Source organism: Rhizomicrobium electricum (assembly GCF_011762045.1).
Lineage (GTDB): Bacteria > Pseudomonadota > Alphaproteobacteria > Micropepsales > Micropepsaceae > Rhizomicrobium > Rhizomicrobium electricum.
On the sequence record NZ_JAASQS010000003.1, the window covers coordinates 120,528 to 133,898 of the forward strand.

11 protein-coding genes are annotated in these 13,371 nt (G+C 58.1%); 2 read left to right on the top strand and 9 right to left on the bottom strand.

The genetic code is table 11. The annotated features are described in order from the left end of the window. Window positions 1–22: 22 nt before the first annotated feature. From FHS84_RS06245 to FHS84_RS06280, 8 genes are all read right to left on the bottom strand, one after another. Window positions 23–1,381 (bottom strand): TolC family outer membrane protein, encoded by a 1,359-nt coding sequence (locus FHS84_RS06245; protein WP_166932004.1) that lies wholly within the window; start codon window positions 1,379–1,381, stop codon window positions 23–25. 375 nt (window positions 1,382–1,756) lie between these two features. Then, window positions 1,757–2,359, bottom strand: a complete 603-nt coding sequence (gene nusG, locus FHS84_RS06250; RefSeq protein WP_166932006.1) for a transcription termination/antitermination NusG family protein — start codon at window positions 2,357–2,359, stop codon at window positions 1,757–1,759. A 25-nt stretch (window positions 2,360–2,384) separates the two neighbouring features. Next, window positions 2,385–3,746 carry an exopolysaccharide biosynthesis polyprenyl glycosylphosphotransferase gene (locus FHS84_RS06255; protein WP_166932008.1) on the bottom strand — a complete coding sequence of 454 codons (1,362 nt, stop codon included), beginning with the start codon at window positions 3,744–3,746 and terminating at the stop codon, window positions 2,385–2,387. Window positions 3,747–4,151: 405 nt separating this feature from the next. After that, entirely contained in the window at window positions 4,152–5,567 is a 1,416-nt protein-coding gene (locus tag FHS84_RS06260; RefSeq protein WP_166932010.1) for an O-antigen ligase family protein, read from the bottom strand. Further along, window positions 5,564–6,253: a hypothetical protein gene (locus FHS84_RS06265; RefSeq protein ID WP_166932012.1), complete on the bottom strand. Its 690-nt coding sequence runs from the start codon at window positions 6,251–6,253 to the stop codon at window positions 5,564–5,566. Before FHS84_RS06265 ends, FHS84_RS06260 begins: the two co-directional genes overlap by 4 nt. Further along, a complete protein-coding gene (locus FHS84_RS06270; protein ID WP_166932014.1) occupies window positions 6,207–8,438 on the bottom strand; it encodes a GumC family protein in 2,232 nt (743 codons plus the stop codon). The genes FHS84_RS06265 and FHS84_RS06270 overlap by 47 nt, the downstream gene beginning before the upstream one ends. A gap of 65 nt (window positions 8,439–8,503) precedes the next feature. Next, a complete protein-coding gene (locus FHS84_RS06275; RefSeq protein WP_166932016.1) occupies window positions 8,504–9,784 on the bottom strand; it encodes an outer membrane beta-barrel protein in 1,281 nt (426 codons plus the stop codon). 37 nt (window positions 9,785–9,821) lie between these two features. Then, window positions 9,822–10,445: a hypothetical protein gene (locus tag FHS84_RS06280; RefSeq protein WP_166932018.1), complete on the bottom strand. Its 624-nt coding sequence runs from the start codon at window positions 10,443–10,445 to the stop codon at window positions 9,822–9,824. A gap of 481 nt (window positions 10,446–10,926) precedes the next feature. On the opposite strand from FHS84_RS06280, the gene FHS84_RS06285 reads away from it, so the two are divergent. Both FHS84_RS06285 and FHS84_RS06290 read left to right on the top strand, forming a co-directional pair. Further along, window positions 10,927–11,616, top strand: coding sequence for an enhanced serine sensitivity protein SseB C-terminal domain-containing protein (locus tag FHS84_RS06285; RefSeq protein WP_166932020.1), 690 nt, complete (start codon window positions 10,927–10,929; stop codon window positions 11,614–11,616). A gap of 90 nt (window positions 11,617–11,706) precedes the next feature. Then, complete coding sequence (locus FHS84_RS06290) at window positions 11,707–12,072, top strand: hypothetical protein (protein WP_166932022.1); 366 nt, start codon at window positions 11,707–11,709, stop codon at window positions 12,070–12,072. A 12-nt stretch (window positions 12,073–12,084) separates the two neighbouring features. Here FHS84_RS06290 and FHS84_RS06295 read toward each other — a convergent pair whose 3' ends face one another. Continuing rightward, a complete protein-coding gene (locus tag FHS84_RS06295; protein WP_166932024.1) occupies window positions 12,085–13,353 on the bottom strand; it encodes an oligosaccharide flippase family protein in 1,269 nt (422 codons plus the stop codon). Window positions 13,354–13,371 lie beyond the last annotated feature (18 nt).

Genomic DNA, 13,371 nt, shown 5'->3' on the forward strand with positions numbered 1-13,371 from the left:
ACAACGCCATTGCCATCACTACTCACTCGCCGAGCCCAATCCATTTCGACGCGTTATCGTTGTAATACCGCATCGGATCGTAAGGCTTGACGGCCAATTTCAGCGTGCTGGCCGTGAGTCCTCCCGTCGCGGCCAAGACGCGGTACGCCGCAATGATCCGGTCGTGTTCCGCGTTCAACGCTGCCGTTTGAGCCGAGAGCAGCTCCTGCTGGGCATTAAGGACGTCGAGCACCGAGCGCTCGCCGCCCTTCTGCTCGAGACGCACACCTTCCACGGCCTGCTCGTTGGCATGGGCCTGGGCCTGGCTCGCCTCGATGGAGTCAATTGCGGCCTGATAGGCTGACCAGCTGGAACGCACGCCTTGCTGGACACGTTTGCGGGTATCCGTCGTGGAGTACTTGGCTTTTGCCAGCAGGTTTTTCGCCTGGCGTACCGCCGCTTGCTCGCCCCCGCCCTGGTATATCGGCATGGTCACCTGACCCAGCACGATGAACTGATTTTGCGGCTGGGAGAACTGATAGGAGCCTATGGACTGGTAATCGCGCGTGTAGCGATATTGGCCCGACACGGAGAAGTGCGGCAGCATCGCGCCAATCGCATCGTTGACGGCCTGATCGGCGGCGCGCTCCTCATTTTTCGCAATCAGGACTTCCGGATGACGCGCGTCGGCTTCCCGCAGAGCCGCGTCCAAACTGGCGGGGATCTTGGGCACACTAGGCGATGTTTCGAGCGTTTCCGCCGGCCGACCGATCAGGCGCTCGAAAGCGGCGAGACTTGAGTCAAGCGCAGCCTGTGCCGAATAGAGTCCCAACTTCGCCTGCGCAAAACGTGCTTCGGCTTGCTGCAGGTCCGTCTTCGTCACCATGCCGACGGCGAACATCTTTTTGACGTTCTCGTAAGTCTGGCGCAACACGTCGACATTCGTGCGGCTGATCTTCATCCGTCCGGTGTCGCGAACGACATCCATGTAGGCGGTTACGGCGTCGAGCAGGACGGACTGTTCCGTTCCGATCAGCCGGCCGCGCTCGGCGCGATCCAGCGATTTGGCCCGCTCGATCTCAGCGAAAGTCTGGCCGCCGCGGAAGATGTCCTGCGTCAGCGCAACGGTGCCGCTTAGCGGATGGGTCGTAGTGGTAGCGGAGGTTTTCTCGGTCTCCGAAAGGCCGTAATAGCCTTCGACGGTGATTTTCGGTCGCAATCCTGCACGTGCCCGCGCCACGTCTTCATCCGAAGCGCGCAGGCCGGCACGTGCGGCTGCGAGCTGCGGGTTTGTCTCGTACGTGGTGGCAAGCGCATCGGCCAGCGTGAAGACGCCAGCATGAGCGCCGAGAGCAAACATGCCTAATGCGCCGACGCATGAAAGTATGGCTGCAGTCTTCATTTGCGGCCCCCTCGTCGATCCATTCAGGAGAACCGTTCGTCAATCGACGAATTCTCCTAAGCGAATAGATCAAGCCCCACAATTCCTGCGCGATCATACGTCAGTAGTTGCAAACGCAAACCGGAACTACCGCGACCCAGTGTCCTCCCGCTCGCTACGCGGCCAGCATCAAGTGTGAGCATCGAATGTCGGTGCGAGTGCGATTTGATAACAAGTCACACTTTCAGATCGGCTAATCTTGAACACCACACAGCCAGCCGATCAGCCACCTTCAAATGCAGTTGGCTGTCCGAAAGACTAGTTTGTCGACATAACAACCCGCTCGGATGAGACATAGTCTCATCCGCAGATTACTTCACAGGACCGGTCGCGAAGCTACGCAACCGGTGAAATTGCTTCTCCGGACAAGGTCACCGAGACTTCACGCCCGAGAAGATCGAGAAGGACACGCACGCGGCCGGATGGATCGAGACGCTCCAGTGTGCCGATCAAGGCGGCAAACGGGCCATCTTCGATACGGACCTGGTCGCCCGGTTTCAGTTTCGGCACCCAGTTCATCGCGCCGGTCTCGCCGACCATGCTTTGCAAGCGCTCGACCACACCGAAAGGCACGGGGGCTGGCGTTTCGCGGTTTGTGATCAGGCGAACCGCACCTCTGGTGCCGTTGATGCAGCGCCACGGCTGCTCGTCAACGTTGAAGCGAACGAAAACATAATTCGGAAAGACCGGCGCAAGCTTCGTAGCGCTCCGGCGCGCGTGCCGAACGGTTTTCAGCGTACACGGACAAAAAGCCGTGTAGTCCTGCCTTTCCAACTCCCCGATCACGCGTGTCTCGCAATGAGGATGCGTATGCACAACGTACCAGCGTTCACCAAACGGAGCCCTGCCGGTGCCGATGAATGACGACGTACAGCCGGCCCTCATCGAATTGGGGCGCGGAAACGTTCTACTAGCCAAATCAGCCGGCGCGTAGGACATCTGTTCTCGATCTCCCTGCCAGTTCTCAATACGCGTTGCGGTGTCGGGCGACTTCGATGGCCGTCCGGACTAGAATTTCGATATCTAGAAGAATGGATGCGTTGACCGCGTACCAAAGGTCATACTCAATGCGCTGGTACATGGCATCAAGCGTCGCCGTCTCGCCCCGCAAGCCATTGACTTGTGCCCATCCGGTCAAGCCCGGCTTCACATGCTGACGGATTTCATAGTTCTCGATCGACCGCGAATAGAGTTCGTCATGAGCCTGGGCATGCGGCCGCGGACCGACGAGCGACATGTCGCCAACGAGAATGTTCACAAGCTGCGGCAGCTCGTCGATGCTGTATTTGCGCAGAATGCGTCCGACGCGGGTCACGCGCGCATCCCCCTCCTTAGCTTGTTCGATAACCGGCCCGTTTTCCTGCACGCGCATCGAGCGGAACTTCAAAATATCGAACGGCCGCCCCCGGTAGCCGTTTCGCGTCTGCCGGAACAACACAGGACCTTCGGAGTCGAGCTTGATCAGAGCTGCAACGATCATCAGCAAGGGAAAGAGAAAAAGTAGAGCCGCACCGGAGACGAGGATATCCATCATGCGCTTGACTAGGCGCTGCGTAGACCCCAACGGCTCGCGCCGCGCCTCGAGTACGACAAACTTGCCCATACTGGCTGGCCGGCACCGCACAAGCGAGGCGATCTGAGCATCCGGAACAATGTAGATTGCGCGCGGTAGCATCGTCAGCCTGCGCCCCAACGCGGCCAATCGTTCGCCGGGAAGACTGCCCGCACAGACATAGATTTCACCCGGTCCGGCGTGATGAGCAACTTGCGTGACACGATCGGCGAGCGCGCTTAGTTCGTGCGCCCAAAGACTCGACGAACACAGAGCTTTAAACTTGAAGACCTTGGGCGAGGGATGTCCCTTGGCCCGCAACTCGACTGCGAATTTGTCGACTAACGGATCGGCCTCGTCGCCAATCACCATGCATTCGCGGACAGCTGAACCTGCCCGTTTCGCCAACGGCGCGACCCAGACGGGCGCAAAGACGCGCCAAAGGGCGATGCCAGGCAATCCGACTAGATAAAGTGTGATAATGGCGCCCCGCGACGCCTCCCCACCGGCTTTCGCAATGAACAATCCAAAGGTCAGGATTCCGAAGGCCAATGTCCATGCCAGTGCAGCATCGCGAAGGCGGTCATAGCTGTTCGTGATAGCGGCGCTCCGCTCTGCTGTGACGGACCGGATCAGAAGTGTGAACGCGAGAGCGATCACCAAGCCGATATTAACCGGCATTTGGAATGGAACGCTCTTTCCGGAATAGGCGATCATTTGATAGGCGATGTCGGTAAGAACACTCAGCGAGACAATGAAAGCGATGTCGGCCAAGTGCTGACACAAGCAATTCACATCTCGAGCAGAGATCAGAAAGCCAGAACGGTGCGAAGGAGACGCACTCCTGAGGCCCTGTACATTCGTCGGTGCGATTGAAGACGCATCCTTCCACGTCGTGCGCCGCCTAGAAGCGCCACCGAGTACAAATGGCACTGCACTTTTTGTTGGCTTAAAAAGATGTGTTTCCGTCACCCTCGACACCCCCCAGCGGTATCGACCTCAAAGACGAAGTCTCAACTTCACGATTACTCTTTTACTTCTTGTTCAGCATCGAAGCGACAGTACCGGAAAGAATATCTATCGTAGAGGGAAATAATGACACATAGTTAGCAGGCAGGAGTGCCTGTTTTTTCAGCGCACTTTCCTTTCGATGATGCGTTTCCGCTTTAGTTCGTAAAACTAACGTTTCACCTCAGACAGAGACTGTGCAGCACCGATAGCAAGCAATGTTGCGAAAGACAGTGACACCGAAGGCAATTGCAAACTGAAATCAACACAGGAATGTACAGCTACTAGTACAGTTGCGCCGATTGCAGCAGACGAGAACACGCGATGCCGGTGACGAACGAACAGCGCGCGGGCATTCCAGCCCGACAGCCATAACAGAGCCCCCCACCAAGCAACGGCAGCAGGAAGTCCGACTCCAGCTGCGAATTCGAGGTAATCGCAGTGTGCCTTGTCCATGACATGTGGAAAAACCTGAACGGCATAAAGCGGATAGGCGTCTTCGAAGGTCCCCAGCCCGAGTCCCAACAGCGGAGCGTCGGCGATCATTCGGCGTGCGCTATCCCACAACGCAAAGCGGACCACATCGACTGTATCGCTGGGCAACAAATGGTCGAGCCGGTTCGCAAGCGTGTCGCCATTGAATATTAGGATGATTATAATCGGCATCACGGTGGCAAGCGCTCCAAGCCCGGCCCACATCCGGCCCGCTCGGCCGCGCGATAGCACGATGGCGATGAGCGCCAGCGTGATCATCCCGGCCATGGTCGCGACAAAGCCGGCGCGCGAAGCCGATGCCACGACGCCTGCAAAGCAGAGGATCAAAGCGATCAAAACAAAGGCACCCCGGCCGAAACAATATTGCAAGGTCGTCTCGGCCAACCGGCGCAGTCCCCGCCCGGCCAAAATGGAATGCGTACCGTCGCTGCAGAGCTTGGCGACGGCAGCCAGCGCACCCAGCCCGCAATAGGTAGCGAAAGAGTTATGCAGCATGAACGACCCGGACATCAGCCGGTTCGAATACGGCACCGTGTAAAACACGTTGACCTGCTGGACGTCGATAAACAGAAGGACGAAAGCGTAAAGGGCATAAAGCGCTGTGATCGCAATCACCGCATTAAGCAGCAGTTTGGCAGTCTCCACCCTCCTTGCCATGTGGAAAGCCAACCACCCGGCCATGATATAGCCAGCGAGATTGACGACCTCGCTTTCGGTCCGCCACGGATTGAGGGAAATCGCACCTTGGAGGCTTTTTCCGAGAGCGTCGGCTGCCAACCCCCAAACCGGATGCACCCAAGCGGATGGGACGCCCGGAAGGGTCTGCACAACAGCCCATCCGAGCGTCAGCCCAAACAGCACGAAAGGTACGATGAGCACGCGACGGTAACGCCGCTCGAGTACCGCCCCATGGATCGTACCGAGAACCCACAGCACCCAACTAACTGCGATCAGAATGTGCTGTACGCCAGGAGCCCAGCGGATCGCGCCCCCAAGCGGAAATGGCGCCCAAAGAAGTGTGGCGATATAGACCGTTATAGCGGCTCCGCGCAGCAATCTGGCGACATCGAACTCCGGACGTCCATCGCTCATCGAGGTGCCGCCTTCTGCCGTTCGCGCGCAAGCCAGCGATTAATCTGACGGATTTCATCCGGCGCAAAAGCGCGGGTCACGAGAGCGGCACCTTCGGCCGACTGGCACAAGACAACCAGCTGATCCTGCAAAATTGGCGTTTCCCACAACAACCTGACCTGGGCGATGCTGGCAGCCTGTGTGTCGGGGTCGAGAATTGCCCACTGTTTTGCGGCGGCGTTCAAACGAGGCGTTATCAGCCAATACTCGCGCGGTGCCAGCGCGATCGATTGCGACAACGCCCTTGTGGAGAGCGCCTTGTTGGATGAAGTGGTCGCTTCGCTCAACAACCACCAACCGCGGGCTGAGGCAGGAATCCGGGAGAGCCCCTCTTCCAGGACGGGAACGAGGTTTGCGGGATTTTCCCCCGCATGCATCCGAGCTTCCGTTCGCTGCAAAGTCGGTTCGCCATTGCGCGCACTCGCCTTTGCCAGGCTTTCAGCGGCGTGGACATATGCCACCGTCGGAAGCGGCCGTTGCGCGACCATATAGACGGGAACCGGGACGGCTCCATCCTGTGCAACACCATCGCGAAAATGCGAATAGGAAAATGCTGCCAGGACGACCGCTGGCAGCAGAAGAGCCGCCGTGCGGAGCGCTCTAGTCGGCGTAATATTTGCTGTAGTGGTGATAGCTTTGGTAGCCATAGCTGTAATAGCGGAAGCGTTCGTTATCGGCACGGGTCAGCGAAACGCCGGCTACCGGAGCCCGAACGTCCATCAGGATACGGGCGGCATTGGCAGCCGCATCGCGCGGTGTTTTCTCCCAACGAATGACCATCAGCACGGCGTCCGCCAAAAGGCTCAGGATCTTCGTGTCGTTGACCGGGAGAAGCGGCGCGGAATCGATAATCACCAAATCGAAGCGTTCCCGCAGATCGGCCACCAGCTTGCGCATCGCATTGGACGCAAGCACGTCCGTCGGACTGGCTGGCGTACTCAGACACGGCAAGATCTTGGCGTCGGAAATCGGATCCTTATGAAGGACCTCCTCCAGCCCAGCCTTGTCGGTCAAGTATTCGATTAGCCCTTTGTCGCGCGCGCCGAGCTCGGCCGTGTTTGCCACATTGGGACGGCGCATATCACCATCGACGATGACGGCATTCATCCCGCCGCGCGCCGCAATGCGCGCCAGACTCAGCGCAACCGTTGTTTTGCCTTCGCTCGGCACGGACGAAGTTATCACAACGACTTTCGGCTGCTTATCGACGTTGGATAGCTGCAAGCCGAGCTGCAAGCCTCGCAAAGACTCGGCAAACGACGACATCGGCTTCTTGATGACAAGTTCGGCGGCGTTGATGGGGCTGCCCTCTTTGGGCTGCGCCACTTCCGGCACAGTCGCCAAAACGGGCAAGCCAAGTGCGCGCTCAACTTCTGCCGTCGTGCGGAAGCCCGAATCCAGCCGTTCCGCCATGAAGGCCAGCATCAGCCCGAGAATGAGGCCGGCTGGTATTGAAATACCTATGGCCAGCGTCTTCTTCGGATAGCTGGCCGATGTCGGTATCTCGGGATTGGAAATGATGCGGGCATCCGGCGTCTGGATGCCTTCCTGGCCCTGGGTCTGGTTCAAACGCCCCAGGAATGCCTCGTACATGGCACGGGCCGACGTCGCGGCTGACTGCAACGCCGTAAGCTGGACGTTGGCTTGGTTCTGGCCGGCACCCTGATTCTCCGCGTCTCTCAAGCTCCCCTGCAGCGAAGCTACATGGGACGCAGCGACATCGACATCGTTCCTGGCGGAATCGACGAAGCGCTGAATTTCTTCGTCGATCTTGCCCTGCAGCATTTGTTTCTGGGCCATCAGATCCAGCATCTTGGGATGACGGGCCCCGTATTTCGATTCCAGGTTCGCAATCTGGCTCGTCAGCTGGCTTTCCTGCGCGCGGAGCGCTGCTACAACCGGAGACGCGAGCACCTGGGAAGATGCGGCCGCGTGCCCTGTCCTTGCCAACGCCGCCAGCCGGCCGTAGTTGGCCTGCTTTTCTGCGAGATCCGTTTTTGCCGCCGTAAGCTGGGCACTTATCTGAGCTATCTGCTGCTCAACCACCGACCCGCCCGTGGTCGTGGTGGTGATGTTATGCTCGGCTTTGTATTGCTGCACGGCAGCGTCGGCCAGTTGGGCCTTTTGCGATAATTCGCTGATGCGTCCCGAAAGCCACTGCGTTGCTTTTTGCGTAGCAGAGAACTTGGCCTCGAGCTGGTCCTCGACATACGCATTGGCAACCGCCCCGGCCAGCCGAGCCGCCTTTTGCGGACTTTCCGACTGGAAGGAAACCTTCATCGCCGTCGACAGGCCAATCGGGCTTACCGAGATTCGATCGAGAAAACGATGAATAACGGCGCTGCGCTCGAGATCGACTTCTTGGGCATCGGCTTCGGTTTTGCGGGTTCCGAACCAATTCACCGGGTTGATCGCCCCGAGCAATGCCGACAGCCCGCTGAGCTTGGGATTGAATTCGGGATCCTCGCGGAGCTTTTCCTTGTCAACGACCCGGCCGGCAAGTTCCAGCGATGTCAATATCTGCACTTGGTTCTGGATCGTCGCCTGATCCGATGGTAGACCCGACAATACCGCCGCAGTATCTTCCAGATTGTGCTTGCGCTGGTCCAGCATCACCACGGCGGTGGCAGAATAGAGCGGCGTCATCTCCAGAACAATGACAGTAACCAGCGCTACCACGATGGCGGCCGTGCCAACGATGATCTTGCGCCGCACCCGGATGATGCGCAGCAAGTCTAGAAGGCTAAAGCCACGCTCCTCACCGAATTGCGTCTCAGTCTGAGGGTCCTGGGCAAAGCTCTCCGCAATCGGGATGCTCTTTTCAATTGTCATTATCCATTACCACCAGACGACAGTTTCTGTGGCTCCACGTAGTACTCTTGCCTGCCAAACTCTCGTCAGATGTGCAGTGCGAGGCCTATGCTCACCGTATTATCGGTATACGCGAGCGCTGGCGTATCCGTCGAACGTTCACTGTAATTGTAGTTGACGTTCAAGCTGACATACCGATTGACGAGGTACATCACGCCGATACCCACACTTGGGTAATCGTCTGTCCGGCCGGATCCGACATAACGGGTATTGGTGTAGGCTACCCGACCTTGAACAATGACATTTGGCCGGAATTCATAGTCGGCGCTAAAAGTGACATTCTTGTTGTCGGCGACGGAAACGCCCGACAAAACCACGTTATCGAGACTACGGCTGCCGCTGAGGTGGGCGGTGAGTACCGGCGACACATACCAATCGAGCTGGGCGCCGAAGTCGATTCCGGAAACATCCGCAAGCGACGCAGCAAAATTCTGCTGCATATAGCCAACATAGACCTCGCCACTGATCAGATGCGAAATCTGGAGGTTCACGCCGGCATCAACACGATAGCCATGCGATGAGCGGTGGAGACCAGACCTGTCGGTGTACAAATTGAAGTCGCGTTCGTCGTAACTGACCTTCAGATAGCCGGAATAGCCCGGCGAAAAATCGTAATAGGCCTTTGCATAAGCCTGGAATTCGTTGTTATCGCGGTCGTCGTTGTAAAAGACGCCGCCGCCCGAGACCGGCGTAGTGGTCCAATTGTAGTTGTCGAACACGCCGCCCAGCCCGAAGCCCAGCCGGTTGGGCTGGTAGACCGACGAAACGTCGACATGCGTCTGAAAATAGCGGTTTGGTGCAGCCTGATATCCGGCAACATTGTTCGGTGCCGACCACAACTCATGCATCTGTCCATAGAAGACGTTGGCGGACATGTTGGCCGAGCGCGAAATGTCGAGCTTTCCGTCGGTGCCAATGTTCCAATCAGTCAGGTTTTCTTTCGTATAGGTCTGGTAGTTGTAGTAGTTGAGACCGGAATAGAGCTCAAGAAAATGCCGGCCCCATTGCGATTTCAAGCGCGCGGCCGGGGAGATCGTGAAAAACCAATCGGAAAGTGCATCCGCCGTCTTGAAAACATTATCGTCGAAGCTCGCGCTGGTATTGAGCGCGGGGAACAGACGGAAGCCTCCGAGCGGAATACCCTTGGCGTCATACGCCGGACGGGCGCGATCCATCACGCCAACATCCTGCTCGGTCATACCGACATAGGACGGCGTCGTGCCTTCTGCCTTCGCCGCCCCAGGTGCGATCAGTGCCACAACCAAAGGAACCGCAGCCGTTCTGACTGCGAGCGTCGCGTATTTCATCGGCTCCCCTCAACCTACCAAATCCAACGGTACTGCATCACAGCTTGGTGCAGGACGGATTCAGGCAACCACCACCGCCGCCACCCGCGGCTCCGCCACCGATCGCGCCGCCACCGATACCACCCGCACCGATGCCACCAACACCGACGCCACCCGTCGCCGTCGGACCTTGCGCCGCAATGGAAGCAAGGTTGGCGAATCCGAGACTGATGGAAGCGGTCTGGTAAGACGACCGCATCGCGGCATCGCCTTCGTTGGCGATCGTTGTGGCAATCGAGTTAGCAGCCGCCACATTGGTCGTTGCAACCCTGGCCGAAGCCTGCGCGATACCGGTCCCGATGACGCCCGTCGGAACGCCTGCGAGCTCGGCGGTCTGCATGACCACCGAAGTCACGGTCGCCGCTGTGTCGCCGCCGTAAAGGCCGAGTGCGCTTTGGATGGCCTGAGCGATAGCGGCTTCCTTCGCCGCGTCAGTCGTGGCGGCCCGCAACGCGGCCTGCAGCGACGATTGAATGGCGGCGATCTGGGTGGCAGACAAGGTAGCTTGGGCATAGGCCGGCGTAGCCGTCACCAAAACCCCTACGGTCGCGCCACCGAAGCCAAGCCCAATGGCAAAGGCTCCAGCTGCGATGCTCCTGGCGAAACTAAACGGCTTTTGCATAGTACCCCCTACCAGTTACGTCTGGCGGTGAGATGCTCGACGATCACAACCGCGCATAATTCTATCTCTGCGCTATTGCCACTGACAATAGAAGACCCGCGCATCTTTATTGTTGAATTATTATGCAGTTTGCCCCGAAAGGATGTTGCGCTTCATCCATCACTGCATTGGCGAATACAGGGATAGGAGACCGCCAATTGAATCCATTGGATTCTTCCATCAACTGCTACTTAATCTCATGTTAATAAGCATGAGTTGGACGCCTAAGTCTTGATCTAGCGACTATTGGCTGCACGACACACGAGCGAGAAATGTTCTGGGGAAATTTATCTGAGCGCCCGTTGATCAGAACACTACAAGCACCATTCGTCCCAATGGCGAGTCGCCGCGCATGTAAGTCCTCAACACAAGACTTGGGAGGACGTGCACCCCCGATGGACCGAATCTCGTATATATGGGCCGCCCTATCGGAGCTTGATACGTGTTCGCGTCTGAGAACGAGCTTGAACGAACGATGTTGTGTGCGGCGTCGGACTCATCAGCTGCGCGGGACTTCTATCGGTGTCTTTTGGAGAGCGAACTCATCGTCTTGGGAACCCGAGGCGAGCGGCTCGCCATTGACGTGGTAAAAAGCGGGGCGGGATTTTTCCATACGATCTTCACATCGCCAGCGCGGCTAACGACCTTTTCGTCCGAGGTCTTGTCGACATTTTCCATAAAGGGACGGGCCTTGTTCGAGGCTACGGGAGGTGCCCGCTTCATCGTCAACCCGCGCTCGTCGCCGGCCAAAATCCTGAACCCGGATGAAATCGCCTGGTGCCTTGAGAACTTCAGACCGGCCGCCTTTTCCGTCCTGAAACCGGAAATCTACCCGGCCCGGCTCGTCAAAGCGCTATGCGTTCTCTTTATGAACCGTTCGCAATTACAGTCTGCCAGGCTCACTTACGTGGCTCCTCCAGGCAAAGAAGACGGAGCCCGCATCGTTATCGGCATAGAAGCGGATGGCGATATTCCGCGTTTGGTCGAAGAAATCTTCACTGCCGCGGCCGTGACCGAGCCGGACTTTCCGGTAGACGTCGCCAGTCTCGACACGAATATTGCGAACCACCCTCTGCACAAACACTTGCTGACGGTCGAGCCGTTCTACAGACGTGAGGCTTGCTACGCCTAATGGATCGCGTGACTTCGCGTATACCTGCGGCCTGCCAATGGTTAGCAAAGCATGCTATTGAAGACCGGAAGCTCCTCAACCGAGCATGACATGAAGGCTGAACCACGCGCGTTACGCGTCCTGGCTTACGATAGTCAACCAAGCCTGACATTCCTTTATCTCGATCAAAGGCGGGATCGCGCGTTGTTATTAAGTCTCGAAATCCCTGCACCGATCAGTCGAACCGTGCCGTCGCTCTCAGCAATTACCGACGTGCAAGTAACCAAACACGAGCGCATTGAGGACAAGCCGGAATACGGCATAGTGCTTCGCATTCACGGCTGCGACCCGATCAGGTTTGGCTGTGCATCTCGCGATCGCGCTATGTATATCATGCGCAAAATTGCACATTATCTGAAACTTCACCGCCATCCCGATGAGATAACGCCAGTTATCGACGCAGAAACAGCGTCTTGAGCGAAAGGATGCTCAAAGCAGACGAAGAATTTTCAATCCCAGCCTGCGATGCACGTAGTGGAGCAGCAGACCGTTGGTGATCAACTGGCAGGCCGTGGTGGCCGCTGCCGCGCCCAAAAGACCGAAGGTCGGCACCAAAGCGAAGTTCGCCGCCAGATTGGCGATCGCCGATACTGCGAATACCCGTAACACATCGCGTTCGTTGCCGGACATGTTCAGGAGTACTGAGTTGGTTCCCGCCATCACGGTGATGAACTGTCCTGCCGCCAAAATCGCCAAGGCTGCGGCACCGCCGGCGTAGGCCGATCCAAACACGAAGGTGAGAATCTCTCGGTCGGCCAGAATGCAGATTCCGGCCAGCACCAGACCGCTGAGGGCCAGCCAGCCCTGCGCTTGGCGCACCAAGGATTGCAGCCCCGCGCGGTCACCGGCCTGATGCAGGCGGGCGATGTGCGGTGCCAGTACTTCGTTGGCAACCGTCAGGCCGATGGTGACCTGGGAGGCCACCAACACCGCCGCGCGGTAAATGCCGACGTCGGCTGCATCGCGAAACAAACCCAGGACAAGAAGGTCGGCTTGCAGGTTGACGATGAGGAGTGCGTCCGTGAGCGTCAGCGGAACGATGGCCGTAACCCAGCTGCGGGTCTCGAAAGCCGCAGCGCTGGTATGCACCGGACGCGGCAAGTGGCGCATCAACAGGACCGCACCGGACAGGAAGGCAATCGCAGTCGCCGCAACCTGCAATGCCATGGCGACGGCCGAATTGAACGGCCACAGCCAATACCACAGAGCGATGAAGGCCATGAACAGCACGGCCCGAATGCCGTTGTCGGGAAGCATGCCAAGCACGACCTTGCGCAATCCGATCAACGCACCGCCACGCACGCGGTTGAGCGCAATCAGCGGCAACAGAACGATGGCCCAAATGAATGTCGGCCGGTCCACGGCAAGCACGTGCTCTTTGAGAACCGGCAATGCGAGCGCAAGACCGGTGACCATAATGAAACCAAGCACGACCACCAACTGATTGGCCCGCAGAAGCAGTCCCCGAATGTGCCCCCACCTCTCTTCCAATTGGTATTTGGCGATCTCGCGCGTCATCAGCTGAGGTAAGCCGCACTGCACCGGCAGAGCCAGGAGCGTGACGACCGTCGAAGCAAAGGCGTAATAGCCGTATTGTGTCGGCATCAGCACCCGGCCGAGAAAGGCGGTAGCCAATACCCCAAACAGAAGCGCAACGCCCTTGAGAACGGCCGAACCCGCAGCACCTTTCAAGATCACCGAAAATGGCGTTCGGAT

Coding starts and splice junctions, on each gene's coding strand:
- FHS84_RS06265 (WP_166932012.1), bottom strand. CDS start 6,253: ATGGCTACCAAAGCTATCACCACTACAGCAAATATTACGCCGACTAGA.
- FHS84_RS06280 (WP_166932018.1), bottom strand. CDS start 10,445: ATGCAAAAGCCGTTTAGTTTCGCCAGGAGCATCGCAGCTGGAGCCTTT.
- FHS84_RS06245 (WP_166932004.1), bottom strand. CDS start 1,381: ATGAAGACTGCAGCCATACTTTCATGCGTCGGCGCATTAGGCATGTTT.
- FHS84_RS06275 (WP_166932016.1), bottom strand. CDS start 9,784: ATGAAATACGCGACGCTCGCAGTCAGAACGGCTGCGGTTCCTTTGGTT.
- nusG (WP_166932006.1), bottom strand. CDS start 2,359: ATGTCCTACGCGCCGGCTGATTTGGCTAGTAGAACGTTTCCGCGCCCC.
- FHS84_RS06290 (WP_166932022.1), top strand. CDS start 11,707: ATGAAGGCTGAACCACGCGCGTTACGCGTCCTGGCTTACGATAGTCAA.
- FHS84_RS06270 (WP_166932014.1), bottom strand. CDS start 8,438: ATGACAATTGAAAAGAGCATCCCGATTGCGGAGAGCTTTGCCCAGGAC.
- FHS84_RS06260 (WP_166932010.1), bottom strand. CDS start 5,567: ATGAGCGATGGACGTCCGGAGTTCGATGTCGCCAGATTGCTGCGCGGA.